General features: G+C 67.6%; 18 protein-coding genes. 14 read left to right on the top strand and 4 right to left on the bottom strand.

Features of this window, described 5'->3' with window-relative positions; genetic code table 11:
- The first annotated feature begins 190 nt into the window (after positions 1-190).
- The 5 genes from IQ458_RS12505 (at position 191) to IQ458_RS12485 (ending at position 8044) form a co-directional block, all read left to right on the top strand.
- On the top strand, positions 191-751 hold the full coding sequence (locus IQ458_RS12505) for an RNA polymerase sigma factor (protein WP_203323023.1): 561 nt from the start codon (positions 191-193) through the stop codon (positions 749-751).
- Positions 714-1706: a FecR family protein gene (locus tag IQ458_RS19610; protein ID WP_203323022.1), complete on the top strand. Its 993-nt coding sequence runs from the start codon at positions 714-716 to the stop codon at positions 1704-1706. The genes IQ458_RS12505 and IQ458_RS19610 overlap by 38 nt, the downstream gene beginning before the upstream one ends.
- Positions 1707-1797: 91 nt before the next feature.
- Positions 1798-5067 carry an outer membrane beta-barrel protein gene (locus IQ458_RS12495; protein ID WP_235996809.1) on the top strand — a complete coding sequence of 1090 codons (3270 nt, stop codon included), beginning with the start codon at positions 1798-1800 and terminating at the stop codon, positions 5065-5067.
- 215 nt (positions 5068-5282) lie between these two features.
- Complete coding sequence (locus IQ458_RS12490) at positions 5283-6404, top strand: hypothetical protein (protein WP_203323021.1); 1122 nt, start codon at positions 5283-5285, stop codon at positions 6402-6404.
- 2 nt (positions 6405-6406) lie between these two features.
- Positions 6407-8044, top strand: coding sequence for an alkaline phosphatase D family protein (locus IQ458_RS12485; RefSeq protein WP_328805177.1), 1638 nt, complete (start codon positions 6407-6409; stop codon positions 8042-8044).
- 15 nt (positions 8045-8059) lie between these two features.
- Here IQ458_RS12485 and ptsJ read toward each other — a convergent pair whose 3' ends face one another.
- Positions 8060-9358 carry a MocR-like B6 salvage transcription factor PtsJ gene (ptsJ, locus tag IQ458_RS12480; protein ID WP_203323019.1) on the bottom strand — a complete coding sequence of 433 codons (1299 nt, stop codon included), beginning with the start codon at positions 9356-9358 and terminating at the stop codon, positions 8060-8062.
- Between the two features lie 206 nt (positions 9359-9564).
- Between ptsJ and IQ458_RS12475 the strand changes: the two genes are divergently transcribed.
- From IQ458_RS12475 to IQ458_RS12440, 8 genes are all read left to right on the top strand, one after another.
- Positions 9565-10260 (top strand): YggS family pyridoxal phosphate-dependent enzyme, encoded by a 696-nt coding sequence (locus tag IQ458_RS12475; protein WP_203323073.1) that lies wholly within the window; start codon positions 9565-9567, stop codon positions 10258-10260.
- Positions 10257-10682, top strand: coding sequence for a hypothetical protein (locus IQ458_RS12470; RefSeq protein WP_203323018.1), 426 nt, complete (start codon positions 10257-10259; stop codon positions 10680-10682). Before IQ458_RS12475 ends, IQ458_RS12470 begins: the two co-directional genes overlap by 4 nt.
- Complete coding sequence (locus tag IQ458_RS12465) at positions 10574-11158, top strand: PfkB family carbohydrate kinase (protein ID WP_328805172.1); 585 nt, start codon at positions 10574-10576, stop codon at positions 11156-11158. Before IQ458_RS12470 ends, IQ458_RS12465 begins: the two co-directional genes overlap by 109 nt.
- A 7-nt stretch (positions 11159-11165) precedes the next feature.
- A complete protein-coding gene (locus IQ458_RS12460; protein WP_183636216.1) occupies positions 11166-11399 on the top strand; it encodes a cytoplasmic protein in 234 nt (77 codons plus the stop codon).
- Positions 11400-11453: 54 nt separating this feature from the next.
- Positions 11454-12164, top strand: coding sequence for a MarR family winged helix-turn-helix transcriptional regulator (locus IQ458_RS12455; protein ID WP_203323016.1), 711 nt, complete (start codon positions 11454-11456; stop codon positions 12162-12164).
- Between the two features lie 24 nt (positions 12165-12188).
- The gene (locus tag IQ458_RS12450; RefSeq protein ID WP_203323015.1) at positions 12189-12425 is read left to right on the top strand and encodes a hypothetical protein; all 237 of its coding nucleotides are present in this window, start codon (positions 12189-12191) and stop codon (positions 12423-12425) included.
- Between the two features lie 74 nt (positions 12426-12499).
- Complete coding sequence (locus tag IQ458_RS12445) at positions 12500-13069, top strand: thioredoxin domain-containing protein (RefSeq protein WP_203323014.1); 570 nt, start codon at positions 12500-12502, stop codon at positions 13067-13069.
- A complete protein-coding gene (locus IQ458_RS12440; protein WP_203323013.1) occupies positions 13066-13767 on the top strand; it encodes a glutamine amidotransferase-related protein in 702 nt (233 codons plus the stop codon). Before IQ458_RS12445 ends, IQ458_RS12440 begins: the two co-directional genes overlap by 4 nt.
- 43 nt (positions 13768-13810) lie before the next feature.
- Here IQ458_RS12440 and IQ458_RS12435 read toward each other — a convergent pair whose 3' ends face one another.
- Both IQ458_RS12435 and IQ458_RS12430 read right to left on the bottom strand, forming a co-directional pair.
- Complete coding sequence (locus IQ458_RS12435) at positions 13811-15259, bottom strand: amidohydrolase family protein (protein ID WP_203323012.1); 1449 nt, start codon at positions 15257-15259, stop codon at positions 13811-13813.
- Positions 15260-15397: 138 nt separating this feature from the next.
- Positions 15398-16078: an ankyrin repeat domain-containing protein gene (locus tag IQ458_RS12430; protein ID WP_183636199.1), complete on the bottom strand. Its 681-nt coding sequence runs from the start codon at positions 16076-16078 to the stop codon at positions 15398-15400.
- A 105-nt stretch (positions 16079-16183) separates the two neighbouring features.
- Here IQ458_RS12430 and IQ458_RS12425 point away from each other — a divergent pair, with 105 nt between their 5' ends.
- Positions 16184-17068 carry a LysR substrate-binding domain-containing protein gene (locus tag IQ458_RS12425; RefSeq protein ID WP_203323011.1) on the top strand — a complete coding sequence of 295 codons (885 nt, stop codon included), beginning with the start codon at positions 16184-16186 and terminating at the stop codon, positions 17066-17068.
- Positions 17069-17089: 21 nt separating this feature from the next.
- Here the strand turns inward: IQ458_RS12425 and IQ458_RS12420 are convergent, their stop codons facing one another.
- On the bottom strand, positions 17090-18610 hold the full coding sequence (locus IQ458_RS12420; RefSeq protein WP_203323010.1) for a tryptophan halogenase family protein: 1521 nt from the start codon (positions 18608-18610) through the stop codon (positions 17090-17092).
- Positions 18611-18635 lie beyond the last annotated feature (25 nt).

Here is an 18635-nt window from a genome sequence, read left to right as displayed (position 1 = left end):
TTGGGTGCGGCCACGCAGGCAGACGACGCCGAACTCCGCGCCCACCGCAACATGACTGTCATGCGCGACGCCTAGCATCGCTCCTCATTTGCCGGAAGGACGGATGGCGGGGAACCGGGTGTCTGAGCGAACTGAAGCGGCGGGGAGCACGGAGGGCACCCTGGACGATGTCGAACGGACGCGCTGGTTCATGCACCACATCCTGCCGCACGAGGCGGCGCTGAGGAACTGGCTGTCCCGCCGCAGCACCTACGATGTCGAGGACATCGTGCAGGAAAGCTACGCGGTGCTGGCCGAGCGCGAGCGGGTGGACGACATCCTCAATCCCCGCGCCTATCTGTTCCAGGTGGCGCACTCGCTGGTGGTGCGCAACATCCGGCGGGCCCGGATCGTGCCGATCCACGCGGTCGAGGATCTGGGCATGCTGGATTTTGCCGACGAGGCCGCCACCCCGGAGCAGAGCGCCATCGCGCACGACGACCTGCGCCAGCTGGCGCGGGTGATCGCGAGCATGCCGGGGCAGACGCGCGAGGCGTTCGTGATGCGCCGCATCCGCGAAATCCCCCAGCGGGAGATTGCCTCCCGGATGGGACTTTCGGAGAACACGGTCGAGAAACACATCGCCCGGGGACTCCGCTGGCTGGAAGACTGGTTCGCCAGTGGCGGAAACCCACCCGCCAAAACCTCTAGTCAATTGGAGCGGGAAAGAAGGCGTGCCAGTGGAAGAGCGCGAAACCAGCCAGAACATTGACCAGACCGCCTCGGAATGGGTGGCGCGGATGGACCGTGCCCCCCTGTCGGCGGTGGAAAGCCACGAACTGAAGGACTGGCTCGCCGGCGATCCGCGCCGTCGGGGCGCCTTCATCCGTGCGCGCGCCGTATGGATGCGCAGCGAAGCCGCGCGCGCGCTCGGGCCGCACTACGACCCGGACGACTTCCAGCCCGCCGCCGTCGCGGCGTCCCGCCCCGCCCCGCCTTCGCGCCGCTGGATGCGCTGGGGCGGCGCCATGGCTGCCTCCCTGCTGCTGGTCGTGACGCTGGCCGCAACCCTGCAGATGCCCACCGCCTACGCCACCGCCAAGGGCGAGATGCGCCGCGTGCCGCTGGGCGATGGCGCCACCGTCACCCTCAATACCGATACACGCATCCGGATTTATCAGGACGACGGCCGGCGCACCATCCGCGTCCTGCGCGGCGAGGTGCTGATCGAGGGCACCACGGCGACATCGCCAACCCGGGTCGAAGTCGATGGCCGAAAACTGGATGCCACGCAGGCGACCTTCGTCGTGCGCAAGCTCGATGGCGACGCCACCCAGATCCTGGTCCAGGACGGCCGGGTAGACGTGGCCGGCGGCACGCCCGCCGAGCACGCTTCGCTGGCCGCGAACACCCGCTATGCATTCCGGCAGGGCACGCCGCAGGCCTGGCGGCTGAGTTCCCTGCGCACCGGCCAGATGGATCGCGAGCTGGCCTGGCGCGAAGGGAAGATTGCCCTGCAAGGCGAAACCCTCGGCGAAGCGGTCGCAATCTACGCGCGCTACAGCGACACGCCCATCGTCATCGCGGATCCAGCGCTGGCCCGCATGCAGGTCACCGGCCTGTTCGCGACCAACAATCCGCTGGGATTCAGCCGCGCCATCGCCGAAGTGTTCGATGCGGACGTTCGCCAGGAACGCGGACGCATCGTGGTGGCCCGCGCGCATTAAATTTTTTTGACAGGTAGCGGAAAGCGCATCCGTCGAGTCTCTCAGTTCTCAGTACCGCCACCCACGCAGATTTCCTGAGAACACACGGATCATGAATCGCTACGAGAAAGTCCTGTTGACCAGCGCCATCCTCGCCGCATTGGCCTGCACGTCCCCGGCCATGGCGCAGCAGCGCAAGTTCGAAGTGCCCGCGCAGCCCGCGGTGACGGCCATCCCGGAGCTGGCACGGCAGGCGCAACTGCAGATCATCGCGCCGGCCGGTTCGCTGGAAGGCATCCAGGCGCCGGCCATCGTGGGCGAGATGGATGCGCGCGAAGCCCTTCGCCTGTTGCTGGAAGGGACCGGGCTGGAAGTGAAATCCGACGAGGGCAACATCATCCTGTTGCAGAAGGCCGACGACGTCGCGCCCGAACGTCCGCGTTCCGGGCCGCAGATCGGCACCGGCAGCCTGCGCGGCCGCGTGCTCAACACTGCCACCGGCGAATACGTGCGCAACGCCGAGATCCGGGTCGAAGGCACCACCCTTGTCACCTACTCCGAGGATGGCGGCAATTTCCGCCTGTCAGGACTGCCGGCGGGCGATGTCACCGTCACCGTCAGGTACACCGGCCTGCAGGAATCGAAAGCGGTGGCCAGCGTTGCCGCCGGCCAGGTCTCCACGCTGGATTTCGAACTGAAGGTGCCTTCCTACGCCGGTGCCGGCGCCAGTGGCGGCGGCGAGGCGGTCGAGATGGACATGATCATGGTCACCGCCAAGCGCGAGGGCCAGGCCAGCGCGATCATGGAGCGCCGCGCGGCGATGAACGCGAAGAACGTAGTCGCCGCCGACAACTATGGCGCCCTGACCATGGGCGACGTCGGCGAGTTCATGAAGTCCATGCCCGGCATCTCGCTCGACTACACGGAGGTGGATGCCACCGCCGTGCGCATCGGCGGCCTGGATCCGAAATACTCGACCTTCACCATCGACGGCGCCCGCATGGCGACCGCGACCTCCAACAACAACACCGGCCGGCAGAACTCGTTCGAACAGATGTCCATCACCGGCATCGAGTCCATCGAACTGAACAACACGCTGACCGCCAGCATGGACGCCGACTCCCCGGGCGGCCAGATCAACCTGCGCAGCAAGTACGCGTTCAACCGCACCGGCCGCCAGATCGTGGCCCAGCTGGGCGGCGTGGGCACCTCCGACTCCACGCTTTCGCGCAAGTACTTTCCCGACGATCGCAAGCACTCGACCCTCTATCCCTCGGCCCAGTTCGGTTTCGGCGACGTATTCCTGGAAGGTCGCCTGGGCGTGGAGTTCAATACCAGCTACAACGCCAACTACGTCCAGCAGGATCGCATCCAGACCGACTGGTCCTACCTGGCGGACGGCCGGGTCATGCCCTACCGGGTGATGTGGCGACCGGGTCCGAAGATGACCAGCCGCACGGCGGCCAACCTGAGCACCGACTACCAGCTCACCGACGAACTGGTCCTGTCCCTGCGCAGCACCTACTCGTTCTATGACGTCGAGTACTTCAACCAGTACACGTTCCTGTATTTCGGCACGCCCACGGCCTCCTATGCCACGCCGGATTCCACGCCCACCCATATCGTGGTCAATCCCAACGGCAACAACACCCGCCTGCGTACCGAGTACTCCCACCGCTATGCCGGCACGCCCACCTACACGATCGCGCCGAAGCTGGAGTTCAAGAACGATACCTTCGAAGCCACCCTGCGCAGCAGTTACTCGCGCTCAGAATTCAATTTCCGCGACAACGACGAGGGTTTCTTCCAGCGCACCGACAGCTGGCTGACCGGCATCGGCTTCACCATGGACCGGCCGACCGAGGGCTCCAACGCGTGGACGCTGGCCCAGACCGCCGGCCGTCCCTGGGGGGATCCGACCAGCTACAACCGCGATGCCGACATCGGCAACAACGTGCGCACGGCCCAGTCCGACGCAGTGAACGATCAGTACGGCGCCTACCTGGATCTGAAGAAGCACCTGACCATTCGCGACCTGCCGATCACCCTGATGGGCGGCTTCGGCAGCCGCAGCAACGACTGGCGCACCAACGAGGGGTCCTACCAGCAGTACCAGTACGTTGGTCCCAACGGCGATCTGAGCCAGCGCGATCCCGCCGCCGTGATCCCGTGGACCCAGCACTACCAGTTCGGCATCCTCGGCTTCGACGCCGGCAACATGAACCAGCAGAACTGGCGCGCCGACAACAACTACGCGGTGTACGACATCTACCGGGAACATCCCGAGTATTTCGTCGCCGACACAGTGGGCAACCTGAAGCGCCGGCTGGACAACAACAAGCGTATCCAGGAACAGGTCGACGCCGCCTACATCGAGGCGCAGACCCGGATTGGCAAGGCCCGTTTCGATCTGGGCCTGCGCTACGAGAAGACCCGTACCGCCGCGCGCGTGGCGAATGTTCGCCCGGCCAGCGAAGTGACCGAGGCCGGGCTGTCGGTCAATACCGTCGAAGGGCTGCTGTACCAGTACAACAACGGCGCCTACTCTATGCGCCGCGGCCAGTACGAGGACTGGTTCCTCAGCGGCGGCATCAAGTACGACTTCACCGACAGGCTGGTCGGCCAGCTGGCTTTCAGCGAATCCATCCTGCGCCCGGACTACGGCAACCTGGGCGGCGTGGTGTCGGTCAACGAGGACACGATGGTCGTCAACGTGCCCAATCCGCTGCTCAAGCCCGAGCACTCCACCAAGTACTTCGCCAGCCTGCAGTACTACCTGGAACCGTCCGGCATCGTTGGCCTGTCCTACTACAAACTGGACATGAAGGACATGCAGGTCACCGGCATCACCGTCAATCCGGAGGATGTCGGCTTCGATCCGGACGAGTATTCCGGCTACACCTTCCGCAGCGCGCAGAACCTGCCCGGCACCAGCACCAACGAAGGCCTTACCCTGGAGTACAGCCAGCAGCTCACCTTCCTGCCCGGCGCGTTTCGCGGGCTGAGCCTGTACGGCTCCTACACCAAGGTCAATCCGGACGGCGAGCGCCAGAACATGCCGGAACAGGCGGCCAACTGGGGTATCCGCTACAACTACGGCCGCTTCGATCTCCAGATCAACGGCAACCGCCAGGGCACGTACCGGGTCAGCGCGCTGAGCAACACGCCGACCACCGCCAACAACGGCATCCTCTACCACACCCCGCGCGAGCTCTGGAACATCAGCGCCAGCTACAAGCTCACCGAGAACATCGAGTTGCAGTTGGCCGGACGCAACATCTTCAACGAGCCCGACATCATCTATTCCAACGTGCCCGGCCGGGTCCAGCAGTACACCGTCTACGGCTCGATGTGGAATTTCGGCATCAAGGCCAGGTTCTGAGGCCGCGCGAGGCCGGCGACCCTCCCCTTCCCGCGACGTGCACGGATCCGGCCCGGCGTCGCGGGCCCTCTCCGCACCGGTGGCTCGGCGCGGATTCCGCCTCGACGGACATGTTCATGCACCCTCCCCGTTCCTTGCCTACCTGCATGCGCCGTGATGGCCATCGACTCCCGCACCGGATCCGATGGTTCGCCGGCCTCTGCCTGATATCCATCGTGTCCGGCGTGTCCATCCCGGCGTGGGCCGGCACCGCGAATCCCGTACCCGCGCCGCGGCTGCCGTCAACGCAGAACGGCGGCACGTGGGCTTCCGGACATGTCCAGGGCATCGCGGTGGATCTCGAACGTGGCCATGTCTATTACTCGTTCACCGATCTGCTGGCGAAGTACGACTTCAGCGGCAGGCTGATTGGCACGCTGGTGGGCTGGAGCGGCCATCTGGGCGATCTCGACTTCAATCCGGACGACGGCAAGCTCTACGGTTCGCTCGAGTACAAGGCTGACCAGGCATTCTATATCGCCGTCATCGATGTGGACCGCATCGACCGCGTCGGCGTCTCAGCCGACGGCACGGATATCCTGCGTACCGTCTACCTGCCGGAGGTGGCCGCGGACTACACCGCCGACCTGGACGGCAATGGCCGCTTCGACGGCAATGTCGCGGCCACGCCCGATCACCACTATGGCTGTTCCGGCATCGACGGCGTCGGCTTTGGTCCGGCCTTCGGCCGTGTGGACGGATCGCGCCTGCTCACGGTCGCCTACGGCATCTACGGCAACACCGCCCGCGAAGACAACGATCACCAGGTGCTGCTGCAATACGACATCCAGGGATGGGACGCGCTTGCCCGCCCACTGGATGAAGCCGCGCCGCACCACAGCGGTCCGCGTGCACCGCACGGCAAATACTTCGTCCGTACGGGCAACACCACCTATGGCGTGCAAACCCTGGCCTACGACGGCGCATCGCAACGCTGGTTCATGGGCGTGTATCCCGGCAAGAAGCCTTCCTTCCCCAACTACGGATTGTTCGCGATCGACGCGCGCGCCGCGCCACGCCTGGACGATCTGGTGGGTGTTCCCGCTCGCGACGGGGATGGCTGGGAACGGGGCCGTCTGCTTGCACTGGCCGATGAGGGATTGAAGGACGAGGCCAGCGGCGTGCGCGGCTGGCATCAGAAAGCCGACGTCGGCTTCCAGCCGGTCGGCCGGGGCCTGTTCTATCTGGCGATCAATTCAGGCGCCAAGGGCGCGCAGACCGCTGAAATCAACCTGACACGGTGGACGGGGAACGTGGACGCGCCCTTCACCCGGGTCGATACGGAGAAACAACCTTGAGCGTGAACATCGAACGTCGTCGCCTGATCGTCGGCGGCACCCTGGGCCTGGGCATGCTGGCGCTGCCGGGCGGCCGCGGCCTGGCGATGGAACTGCTGGGCGCGCGGGGATTCACCCACAGCGTCGCCAGCGGCGAACCCGGACCGGACAGCATGCTGCTGTGGACCCGCTACGTGCCGGCCGGCGGCGCGGACGAAGCGCGGTTGGTCGCGGAAGTGGCGCTGGATCGCGAATTCACCCGGGTGGTCTCGGGCGGCCAGTCCAGCACCGGCGCCCATCGCGACTGGACTGTCAAGCAGACCGTGGACGGACTGCGGCCCGGCACGACGTACTGGTATCGCTTCATCGCGCCGGACGGCACCCGATCGCCGGTCGGCCGCACCCGCACCCTGCCGGAAGGCGAGGTCGAAAGGTTCGGACTGGGCCTGTTCTCCTGCTCCAACCTGCCGATGGGCTGGTTCAACGCCTATGCGCACGCGGCGGCGAGCGACGATCTCGACTTGTGGCTGCACGTGGGCGATTACATCTACGAGTACGGTATCGGTTCCTACAAGGAAAAAGACCGCATCGCCGTGCGCGAGGTCCTGCCCGCGCACGACCACGAGATGATCAGCCTGGCCGACTACCGGCTGCGCTTCGCCTGCTACCGGGCGGATCCGGATTTGCGGCAACTGCACCGCATGGCGCCAATGCTGGCGCTGTGGGACGACCATGAAATCACCAACGACAGTTGGGAAGGCGGCGCACAGAATCACCAGCCGGCCGCCGAGGGCGACTGGAACACCCGGCGCATGGCGGCGATGCAGGCCTATCGCGAGTGGATGCCGATATCGGAAGAACCGTGGAAGGCCTATCCGATCGGCTCCCTCGCGACCCTGTACCGCACCGAATCACGGGTGCTGGCGCGCACGCGGCCACCGGCGGCGGAACTGGCCGAGGCGCACCAGTCAGCGGATCCGGACGCGGCGCTGCGGCGTTTTCGTGACGGTGCCTGGCAGGATCCGGCGGCGACCATGCTCGGTTCGGATCAGGAACACTGGCTGTCGCGCGAATTCGCCCGCAACGCCGCCAGCTCCACCTGGCAGATGGTGGGCATGGGCACGATCCTCGGCCGCACCCTGATGCCGGAGCAGATGCCGGGCTGGCTCCGGCCCGAGGCCGGCGAGCGCGTGGCCGACAAGTTCCGCCGCGACGTGCGCGCGTCGCGCCAGGGCGTGCCGATGTGGATGGACCGCTGGGATGGCTATCCGGCTGCGCGCTCGCGCCTGCTGCGCGCGGCCCAGCAGGCGGACGCGGATCTGGTGATGCTGTCCGGCGACAGCCACAACGCCTGGGCGTACTCGCTGGTCGAGGACGGCCGCCCCGCCGGCACCGAGTTCGCCGGCCACAGCGTGAGCTCGCACGGCATGGAGGGAAACATGGCCGTGGATCCGAAACAGGTCGCCGCCGCCTTGGTCGCCACCAATCCGGAACTGGCCTGGGCCGACACCAGCCAGCGCGGCTACATGCGCCTGGACATCACTCCGCAGCAGGTCACCGGCGAATGGCGGTTCCTGCGCACCGTGAAGGAACGCAGCCTGGCGCTGGCCGGCACCCATCGGCTGTCGGTGGAACGCGGCCGGCGCGGCTTCAAGGCATGAACCTGGCGCCGGCGATCAGCCGGCGCGCGTAAGCGCACCACGCAGATCGGCGGCGAAGCGCCGGCCCTGCTCCGGCGTCAGCGTCGATATCGTCACACGCAGTCCGCGCGCCGGAGCGCCGACGCCGAATGCTTCACCCGCCCGCACCAGCCAGCCGTGGCGGGCGAGATCGCCGGCGATTCGGCCGCCATCCGTGGCCAGCGGCAACCAGAGATTGAGGCCGTCCGCCGCCGGGGTCGCGATGTTTTCGTCGCGCAGCGCCTCGGCCAGTTGCTGCCTGCGGCGCGCATAGTCCTCCCGCGCCCCCTTGATCTGCCGGTTGCGCGAATCCAGCAGGCAGGCCTGCGCGATGTCCTGCAGGATGTGGCTGACCCAACTGGTGCCGCCCGCCAGGCGCAGGCGCAGGCGATTCGAGGTCCGCGCATCGGATGCCACGAACGCCAGCCTCAGATCCGGCCCCAGCGCCTTGGACAGCGAACGCACCAGCGCCCAGCGCTGCGCGTTCTTCGGAATCACGTCGTGGTACGGCGCCTTCGCCAGCAGCGCGAAATGGTCATCCACGATCACCAGCGCGTGCGGATGGCGCGCAAGCACCGCGCGCAGCGCCTTCGCGCGGCTGGCGCCCAGGCTGCAACCGGTGGGGTTGTGCGCGCGCGGCGTGATGATCACCGCCTGTGCGCCCTGCTCCAACGCGGCTTCGAGCGCGTCCGCGCGCATGCCCTGGCCATCGATGGGCACGCCGATGGCGTCGAAGCCGGCGGTGCGCAGGGTGTTGATGCTGCTGAGGAAGCACGGATCCTCCACCACCACCCGATCGCCCGGCGCGAGATAGGCGGCGAGCAGGCGCTCGACCGCATCGACCGCGCCGTGGGTCAGGTCGATGGCCGGCCCGGCCGGGCAATCGGGCGACAACCATGCGCGGCCATAGGTCTCCAGCTCGGGATTCATCAACGGCGCGCCATAAAGCCGCGGCGGTCGCCGTTGCGAGGCCAGCGCGGCGGCGGGATCGGGCAGCCAGTCCGGATTCGGATTGCCGCCGGCCAGATCGATCAATGGAGTGGCATGCGGTGTGCCCTCCTGCTCGCCCAGCACCTCGTCGCCGCGGATCACCGTGCCCAGCCTGCCCTGGGTGGCGGCGATACCCGCCGCGACCAGGCGCTTGTAGGCGGCGGCGACGGTGTTGCGGTTGACCTCCAGGTTGAGCGCCAGTTCCCGCACCGGCGGCAGTGAATCGCCCGGTCGCAATTGCCCGCTCCGCACCAGCAGGCGGATGCGCTCGAAGATCTCGGCGGCGGTGTTTCCGGTGATTTTCATATTGTCCCATGACAATATAGAATCTGGCCTGTGTCAACGGCGCCCGTGCCAAACGCGCGCTTCACGCAAAGGAAACCATCCTGGTGAACACCTCCTCCCCCGCTCCCGTTCCGTCCACTTCCACCTCGCATTCGCGGCACGGTCGCTATCCGCGCGCCGAGAGCGTCGAGGACTTCCACCACAACCTCGCCGCAGTCGATGCACGCATGCGGGCGGCCTGCGCGCGGATCGGTCGCGATCCCGCCGGCGTGCGCCTGCTGCCGGTCAGCAAGACCATGGACGAGCCGCACATCCGCCTGGCCCATGCCGCGGGCTGCCGCCTGCTGGGGGAAAACAAGGTGCAGGAAGCGCATCGCAAGTGGGAGGCGATGGCCGACCTCACGGATCTGCGCTGGTCGGTCATCGGCCACCTGCAGACCAACAAGGCCAAGCTGGTGGCGCGGTTCGCCGCCGAGTTCCAGGCGCTGGACAGCCTGCGCGTGGCCGAGGCACTGGACCGGCGCCTGCAACTGGAAGGACGCGGGCTGGACGTGTTCGTGCAGGTCAATACCTCGGGCGAGGCCAGCAAGTACGGCCTGCCGGAGGAGGAGGTCGCCGCCTTCTTGCGCGAACTGCCCGCCTTCTCCGCCCTGCGGGTACGCGGCCTGATGACCCTGGCGGTGTTCTCCGAGGATGCCGAGCGGGTGCGCCGCTGTTTCGTGCAGCTGCGGGAACTGCGTGATCGCCTGCGCGATCAGGCGCCGGCCGGCATCGAACTGCATGAATTGTCGATGGGCATGTCCGGCGATTACGAGATCGCGATCGAGGAAGGCGCCACCGTCGTGCGGGTCGGCCAGGCCATCTTCGGCGCCCGCGCCCTGCCCGACAGCCACTTCTGGCCCGGCGAAGGCAGCGCGGCATGAGCCTGCGCGACGACGGCGGCGCCGGACTGGCGGAGCGGCTGGCGACGGTGACCCACCAGGTGGACGCCGCGTCGCTGCCATTGCGGCTGGACGTGGTGTCCGTGCAGTCACAGGTCGTCTATGGCCGGGTCGGCAACGCCGTCGCCGTACCGGCCTTGGAGGCGCACGGATTGAGCGTGGCTGCGGTGCCCACGGTGCTGCTGAGCAACACGCCGCACATCCCAGCCTGCATGGCGGCGTCATCCCGCTGCCGTGGTTCGAAGGCTATCTGTCGGACCTGCGCGCGCGCGGCGCGCTGCGGCAACTACGCGCGGTGGTGGTCGGCTACCTCGGCGAGCCCGCGCAGGCCGCGGCGCTGGCGGTTTGGATCGCCCGGCTTCGCGTGGAACTGCCGGAGCTGCAACTGTTTGTCGACCCGGTGATCGGCGATCACGACAGCGGCATCTATGTCGACCCCGGCATGATCGACGCCTACCGGCGCCATCTGCTGCCTCTCGCCGATGGCATCACCCCGAACGGATTTGAACTCGCGCAACTGGTGCCGGATCATGGCCGCGCCCCCGAAAGCGTGTTCGCGGCCGCGCGCCGCCTGTTGACCGGCCGCACCCGCTGGGTGGTCGTCACCAGCGCGGCGCCGGAGGCATGGGAAGCCGGATGCATGTGGGTGGCGGTCGTCACCCGCGACAGCACCCGCGTGATCCGGCATCCGCGCCTGTCCGCCGACACCAAGGGCACCGGCGATCTGTTCAGCGCGGAACTCGCCGCGCGCCTGCTGGCGGGAATTCCGTTGGACGACGCGGTCGCGCAGGCATGCGAACGCGTCGTCGCGGCGCTTCGCCACACCCTGCTCCATCGCAGCGGCGAGCTGCTGCTGCCCGCCTCCTCCCTTTCTCCCTGAGATCACCATGTCCAGCTATCGCCTTCTCGTCCAGCAGCAGGACCGCCACCTGGGTCATTTCGATGCCGAGGGCGCCGAAGCGCTGCAGGCGATTCACCGCATCGCCGCGCTGCTGCGCCCCGAGGACGGTTTCCAGTTGGAGTTGCTGGTGGCGCATGACGAGCGCCGCCTGCTGGAAAGCGGGCCCGAAGGGCTGCGGGTATTGAGCCGGGAGCCGCTGTTCCAACCGGCCTCGCTGTGAGCGCGCCGACGAACGGTCATTGAACGATATAGTTAGGACTCCTACCATACCGCCATGTCCGATCCTTCCCACCAGCGCGAACAGGCAGCCGCGGGCCTCGAGCAACTCGCCTCGCTGGTGCGCGCGCAGGCCTGGCGCAGTGATGCGGGCGCCGCCCTGCCGCCGAGCCAGGCGCAGGTATTGCGGATGCTGGCCGCCGCGCCCGACGGGCTGCGCGCGCGCCAGATCGCCGAGCGCCTGAGCGTATCGCCGGCCAGCCTCAGTGATTCGCTCAAGGCGATGGAAGCCAAGGGCTGGATCCGCCGCCGCGCCGACACGGAGGACCGCCGCGCCAGCATCGTCCGCCTGAGCGCGGCCGGACGCACGCAGGCGAACCGGTTGAAGCATCCCGCCCATGGCCTGGCCGCCCTGTTGCAGGGCCTGGAATCCGACGACGTGGGCGCGCTGCTGCGGGTGAGCCAGTTGCTGATCGCACAGGCACAGCAGCAGGGACTGGCCACCGGCCTGCGGACCTGCCTGGGCTGCCGGTTCTTCCGTCCCTTCGCCAGCGACGATGCGGCGAAACCGCATTTCTGCGCCTTCATCGGCGCCCCGTTCGGCGACGCCGAACTGCGGATCGATTGCGGCGAGCAATCGCCCGCCGAAGACGAACTTCTGGCCGCGAACCGCGAACGGTTCCGGCTTCCCCTTCCGCCCCAGGCGGAAACGAGTGGGCGGCGATCGACTGCCATCGATCGCCGCCCGGTTCCCCCAACGACCCTGTGAAGAGCAGCAAGAGGAGATGCAAGTATGCGCCAGAAAGCCATTTTCTATCACGCCGGTTGCCCGGTCTGCGTCGATGCCGAGCAGCAGCTCGCCACCGCGCTGGATCCCTCGCGGTTCGATATTGAAATCGTCCATCTGGGCGAACAGAAGTCCCGTCTCGGCGAAGCCGAAGCGGCCGGGGTGAAATCCGTGCCCGCGCTGGTGCTGGGCGGCCTGCCACTGCACGTCAACTTCGGCGCCGCGCTGGCCGATCTGCGCTGAGCCGGAAAAGCCGTTCGCCCCCACTGACAGGAGAGCGGCGCCCGCATCGCAACGGTGCGGGCGCCCCAAGCCATATGGACAACACCTACCATCCCCCCGCGCCCGCCTGGCAGGTGGAACGCTGGTTCAACACGCCCACGCCGCCGAGCCTGGAATCCCTGCGCGGCAAGGTGATCGTGCTCGAAGCCTTCCAGATGCTCTGCCCCGGCTGCGTTTCGCACGGCCTGCCGCAGGCGCTGCGCGTCCACACCGGCTTTCCACGCGATCAGGTCGCCGTGATCGGACTGCACACGGTGTTCGAGCATCGCGAGGTGATGACGCACGAGGCATTGCAGGCTTTCCTGCACGAATACCGCATCCCCTTCCCGGTCGGCGTGGACCGGCCCGCCCCGCGCGGTCCGATTCCGCAGACCATGCGCGCCTACGCCATGCAGGGCACGCCGACCCTCACCCTGATCGATCGCCTCGGCCGGGTCCGCATGCAGCATTTCGGCCAGGTCAGCGACTTGGTGCTGGGCGCGCAGATCGGCGGCCTGCTCGCCGAGTCCGCGGTGATCCCGGTGGGCGATGCGGAGGCTCCCGCCAGCGCCGGCTGTACCGACGAAGGCTGCGCCATCGATGACAACGCGCGGAAAGCCGAATGAAGAACGCGATCGTCATCCAGCACGTGGAATTCGAGGACGCCGGACACCTGGCGCCGCTGCTGCAAGAACGCGGTTACCGCGTCACCACCTACCGGCCACCCGGCGACGAAGTGTGGTCGATCGATCCGCTGCACGTGGACCTGCTGATCATCCTGGGCGGACCGATGAGCGCCAACGATCATCGTCATGATCCGGCCATCGCCGACGAATTGCGGCTGGCATCGATCATCGCCGAGCGCGGCATTCCCCTGCTCGGCATCTGCCTGGGTGCGCAGATCATCGCGCTGGTGCTGGGCGGCGCGGTCGCACCGATGCCGGCACGCGAGATCGGCCTGGCGCCGATCAGGCTTACCCCGGCGGGCCGGCGGTCGCCGCTGCGGCACCTGCCGGCCGGGCAACCGGTACTCCACTGGCACGGCGAAGCCATCACCCTGCCGCCACAGGCCGAGCGGCTGGCGGAAACCGACGCCTGCGCGGTCCAGGCATTCCGGATCGGAACCCGCATCCTCGGCCTGCAGTTCCATCCGGAAGCGGAACTGCATCGCCTGCGCGAATGGACCGAAGGCCATGCCGGCGAAGTGCGCGACAGCGGCGTGGATGCGGCCGCGATGCTCGAGCTCGCCGGCCAGCACGACGAAACCATGCGCGTGCGGAGCCGGCAGGTGTTCGGCGAATGGCTGGACGGCCTGCCCGCGTGAGCGGGGTTGGCCGGGCGCGGTCAGTGCCCGGCCGCCCTGAGGTTCAGGGTGCGCGCTGCGCGTTCCAGGCGGCCACCTGGCGTCTGGCTTGGTCCAGCATGCGATCCAGATCGGCGCGTTCGTGGACGGCACCACGCAGCACCACCGCGTGGATCGCGCGCGTCGCACGGATGTCTTCCAGCGGGTTGGCGTCGAGCAGCACCAGATCGGCCGCCTTGCCTGTTTCGATCGCACCATAGCGGTCCAGCCGGCCGAACCAGGCCGGGCCGGCACGGGTGGCGGACGCAAGCGCCTGTGCCGGCGTCAGCCCTTCCTTGACATACAGCGACAGCTCGTCGTGCAGGCCGATGCCGGGATAGTTGTACGAATTGAGGAAACCCGCGTCGGTACCGGCCATGATCGTGACGCCGGCTTCCTGCAGCAGCGGCAGCACCGCCGCCAGTTGGCGGTAGTGCGCGTGACGCGCGGCGATTTGCTCCGGCGTCGCCTTGGCCGCGCGTTCCACGCGCCACGCGTAGGTCGCCCGCAGGCCCGGGCCGATGTAGGCCAGGTAGTCGTCATCCAGGTGATCGTCGACATCCAGGAAATCGATGATCCGGCCGCCGTTGAGGGTGGGCGTGACGAATACGTCCTTGGCGGCCAGATTGCGGTAGGCGGCCAACGCCGTCTGGCGATCGAATCCCTCCCGCAGGCGCCGGTTGGCCTCGGCGCGATCGATGCGGCCAGCGGCGAAATCGGCCGCAATCGCGGCCTCGCCCTTCACTCCTGCCTTGTACGCATAGTCGATGTGCTCCAGCGAACGGATGCCCGCATCCATCGCCTGCGCGACGGTCAATGCCATCGGAATATGGCCGGACGTGCGCAAGCCGGCTTTGCGTGCGCGGAAGAGCGCATACAGGAACAGCGGCGGCGTCAGGGTGCTGTCGGTGATCTTGACGAAATCGACCCGATCGCGCCGCAGCCGTTCCAGCGCCGCATCCACGCCGGCCTCGTCGCCGACTTCCAGTGTGCCCTTCCAGACCGGCCGGATGCCCTCGATCTTGGCCCCGGAGGTGAACAGCTGCGGCCCCGCCAGTTTCCCGCTGCGGATCGCCTCGCGCCATTCCAGCACCTGCACGGGCAGATCCCCGGAAGCATCGCGGATGCTGGTGATGCCGTGGGCGATGTACAGCGGCAGCAGCGCCTTGTTCTCCTCGATCAGTGCCGGACCGCCGCCGAAATGCACATGCATGTCCCACAGGCCCGGAATCAGGAACCGTCCGCGGCCTTCGATGCTGCGCCCGGCCTGCCAGCGGGCAGCGATCTCCGCGTCCGGTCCTACCGCGACGATGTCCTCCCCGCGCAGCACCACCGCCTGCCCGGGCAGCACGCGCGCACCGGCAACGTCGATGACGGCGGCGTGGCGGATGATGACGTCGGCGCGCTCGGCGGCGATGGCCGGCGTCGAGAATGCCAGCGCCAGCGAGAGTGCGGAAAGCAGTGACTTGAGCATGGGGTGTCCAGGTTCGCGGTGACTGCGCGCCGTTGCCGGGCGCGCGTGAATCGAAAGGGTTGGCTGCGCGCCAGGAGATGCGCGCAGCCAACCGATGCCGGGAGGAAAAACGACAGGCCGGACCACCCGGCCGGCCTGCTATCCGCGCGCGCCGGCCCGCACGAGAAGATCGACGATGCCGTGCTGCTGGCGACGACGCGCGTGCTGCAGCGGGGTGACGCCTTCACCGTCGGCGAGATTCACGTCGGCATCCGCCGCGATCAACGCCTCCACGATGCGCACGTGCCGCGGGCCGCCCTGGCCGAGGATGATCGCCTCCAGCAGCGCGGTCCAGCCGAGCCGGTTGACGTGGTCAACATCCACGCCGGCCTCGATCAAGGTCTTCACCGTCTCCACGTGACCGCGTTCGGCGGCCGGAATCAGCGCGGTTCCACCGTAGCGGTTGGTGCTGAGCAGATCCGCGCCGTGGGCCAGGGTCATCCGCAGGATTTCCAGATGCCCGCGCGCGCCGGCATAGAGGTAGGGGCTGTCCTGGATGGCGTCCTTGGCATTGACGTCGGCGCCGGCCTGGATCAGCACCCGCGCGGCTTCGATCTGGTTCGCGTGGGTGGCAAGCAACAACGCGGTGCGTCCCTCGCCATCGCGGGCGTCCACCGCGGCGCCTTGCCGGATCAGGGTATCGACACCGCGCGCATCGCCGGCGCTGGCGGCCTTCCACAAACGGTTTTCCAACTCTCCTCCCTTCACGCTGGCCATCGCCGCCAACAGCAGCAACGTGGCGGTCAGGACGACCGCACCCAGGCGGAACAACGATGGCATCGGCAACTCCCGGCGAAATCCGCGGCATGGCTTGCCGGGCACGCTTGCCCGGACCTGCGACCGATGCTAGAACGCGCATGCTCCATCGGGAAATTAAATATTCGAATGGCCGGAATCCAGAAAACGAATAGGCCGCTGATCGAGCTGGATCTGCTGCGGGCGCTGCTGATGGTGGCCGACTGCGGCAGCTTCACCACCGCCGCCACCCACCTGCATTCCACCCAGTCGACCATCAGCCAGAAAGTGCGCCGGCTGGAGGAGCTGACCGGCCACCGCCTGCTGACCCGCGGCACCCGCGACGTCCAGCCCACCGAGGCCGGATACGTGCTGCTCGGCCACGCCCGGCACATGCTCAACGTCAACGACCAGTTGTTCGACAGTCTCGCCGGCGCCACCGTGGCGGTGACCATCCGGCTGGGGGTGCCGGACGATTTCGCCGGCACCCGCGCCACCCGCATGCTGGCCGCGTTCAACCGCCGCCATCCGCAGGTGAAGCTGGAAGTCACCACCGGACTGAGCCGCGATCTCACCCAGGCCTATGACCGGGGCGAGCTCGATCTGGCCCTGGTCAAGCAACGCCGCAATACCCGCGAGGCGGTCCGGTGCTGGCCCGAGCCCTTGCACTGGATCGACAGTCCGCAGCGTCCCTGCCTTCGACAGGATCCGGTGCCGCTGGTGACCTTTCCCATGCGTGGCCTGTACCGGGAAGAGATGATCAGCGCCATCGAAGCCGGCGGGCGGCGCTGGCGCATCGCCTTTTCCAGTTCATCGCTGGCCAGCATCCAGGACGCGGTCGCCGACGGCATGGGCATCAGCCTGCTGCCGCGTCGCGCCATCACCCGCCAGCATCGTGTACTCGATCGGCGCCACGGCCTGCCGCCGGTGGACAGCTACGAAGTCGCCCTGTTCCACCGGCCCAGCGCGGACGCGCTGGTACAGGTGCTGGCGACCGAACTGGGGCGGCTGGTGGAAGCGCGGCCACGCGGCTAGGCAGCGGTCCGGCCCGCCGGCTCAGTTCATCTGCGCCTTGCAGTAACGGTCGATGTAGTCCTGGTGGGACGGCATCGTGTCCACGCACGTCGCCAGTGTCCGACGCACCCGTTCGACGAATCCCGCCAGTTCCTCCTCGGGCATCTCGTCCACGATCGGGTGGTAGCCGCGCGGCACGACACGCTGGCCCAGCATCACCTGCACCCAGCTCGGCAACGCGAAGAAATCCTCGCCGTTGCGGAAGTAGCGTCCGTCCAGGCGGAACAGATCGACCGTTTCGCGCAGGCTGTCCGGGATCGGCATCGTCCGGCAGTAATCCCAGAACGGGCTGTCGTCGCGCTCGGTGGCGTTGTAGTGGAGGATCAGGAAATCGCGGATTCGCTCGTACTCGAAAATCGAGTCCCGGTTGAAGCGTTCGATCAGCAAGGGATCGAACGTGCGATCCGGGAACAGCCCCAGCAAGCGCTGCAGGCCCGACTGGATCAGGTGGATGCTGGTGGATTCAAGCGGCTCCATGAAGCCGCCGGCCAGACCCAGCGCGACCACGTTGCGGTTCCAGAATCGCCTGCGCCTGCCGGTGGTGAAGCGCAGTGGCCGCGGTTCGATCAACGGGCGGCCATCGAGATTCGCCAGCAGGGTCGCGGCGGCCTCGTCGTCGCCCAGGTGCTCGCTTGAATAGACATAGCCGTTGCCGACGCGATGCTGCAAGGGGATGCGCCACTGCCAACCCGCCGCCCGCGCGGTGGCCCGCGTGTACGGCGTCAGGGGCGCGCTGCCTTCGCAGGTCACCGCCATCGCCCGGTTGCAGGGAAGCCAGTGCGACCAGTCCTCGTAGCCGGTCTTCAACACCTGTTCGATCAGCAGGCCGCGAAACCCGGAGCAATCGATGAACAAATCGCCTTCGATGCGTTCGCCGCTTTCCATCACGACCGCCTCGATGAAGCCATCCTCGGCGCGCTGGACCGCGTCCACCACCTTGCCCTCGATGCGCGTCACGCCCCTGCGCTCGGACAGGTTGCGCAGGTAACGTGCATACAGCCCGGCGTCGAAGTGATAGCCGTAGGCGATGTCCTCCAGTGGAGAACCGGCCGGAGCACCTTCCGGACTGTTGGTGAACCGGCACAGGGGTGCGGCCACGGTCGGCAACGAATAGGCGCCGATCGCCGGCGCGCGGCCGGCCAGGAACAGTTTGAGCCAGAACTGGTGGAATGGCAGCGGTCCCAGCGAACGCCCCAGCGTGCCGAACCCGTGCACATAGCTGTCGCCGATGCGTGCCCAGTCGTTGAACTGGATCCCCAGCTTGAAGGTGCCCTGGGTATGGGTGACGAAATCGGCCTCCTTGATGCCTAGCACATGCGCGTTGAAGATGCGCATGTGCGGGACACTGGCCTCGCCCACTCCGATGATGCCGATCTCCTCGGACTCGATCAGGCGGATGTCCGCGCCCTTGCCGATGAACGTGGCCAGGGTCGCCGCCGCCATCCAGCCGGAACTGCCACCGCCGACCACGACCACGCGCTGGATGCGGTTGTCTGTGTTCATTCCTGCACTCCCCTCCCCGGGAACG

Source organism: Pseudoxanthomonas beigongshangi, from assembly GCF_016820515.1.
GTDB lineage: Bacteria > Pseudomonadota > Gammaproteobacteria > Xanthomonadales > Xanthomonadaceae > Pseudoxanthomonas_A > Pseudoxanthomonas_A beigongshangi.
This window is presented reverse-complemented; position numbering and strand designations above follow the sequence as displayed.

Bases quoted from the DNA above. Each gene is read 5' to 3' on its own strand.
- IQ458_RS12505 (WP_203323023.1), top strand. From the start codon at position 191: ATGCACCACATCCTGCCGCACGAGGCGGCGCTGAGGAACTGGCTGTCC.
- IQ458_RS12455 (WP_203323016.1), top strand. From the start codon at position 11,454: ATGTCCGATCCTTCCCACCAGCGCGAACAGGCAGCCGCGGGCCTCGAG.
- IQ458_RS12425 (WP_203323011.1), top strand. From the start codon at position 16,184: ATGGCCGGAATCCAGAAAACGAATAGGCCGCTGATCGAGCTGGATCTG.
- IQ458_RS12440 (WP_203323013.1), top strand. From the start codon at position 13,066: ATGAAGAACGCGATCGTCATCCAGCACGTGGAATTCGAGGACGCCGGA.
- IQ458_RS12470 (WP_203323018.1), top strand. From the start codon at position 10,257: ATGAGCCTGCGCGACGACGGCGGCGCCGGACTGGCGGAGCGGCTGGCG.
- IQ458_RS12445 (WP_203323014.1), top strand. From the start codon at position 12,500: ATGGACAACACCTACCATCCCCCCGCGCCCGCCTGGCAGGTGGAACGC.
- IQ458_RS12430 (WP_183636199.1), bottom strand. From the start codon at position 16,078: ATGCCATCGTTGTTCCGCCTGGGTGCGGTCGTCCTGACCGCCACGTTG.
- IQ458_RS12475 (WP_203323073.1), top strand. From the start codon at position 9,565: ATGCGGGCGGCCTGCGCGCGGATCGGTCGCGATCCCGCCGGCGTGCGC.
- IQ458_RS12460 (WP_183636216.1), top strand. From the start codon at position 11,166: ATGTCCAGCTATCGCCTTCTCGTCCAGCAGCAGGACCGCCACCTGGGT.
- ptsJ (WP_203323019.1), bottom strand. From the start codon at position 9,358: ATGAAAATCACCGGAAACACCGCCGCCGAGATCTTCGAGCGCATCCGC.
- IQ458_RS12435 (WP_203323012.1), bottom strand. From the start codon at position 15,259: ATGCTCAAGTCACTGCTTTCCGCACTCTCGCTGGCGCTGGCATTCTCG.
- IQ458_RS12495 (WP_235996809.1), top strand. From the start codon at position 1,798: ATGAATCGCTACGAGAAAGTCCTGTTGACCAGCGCCATCCTCGCCGCA.
- IQ458_RS12450 (WP_203323015.1), top strand. From the start codon at position 12,189: ATGCGCCAGAAAGCCATTTTCTATCACGCCGGTTGCCCGGTCTGCGTC.
- IQ458_RS12420 (WP_203323010.1), bottom strand. From the start codon at position 18,610: ATGAACACAGACAACCGCATCCAGCGCGTGGTCGTGGTCGGCGGTGGC.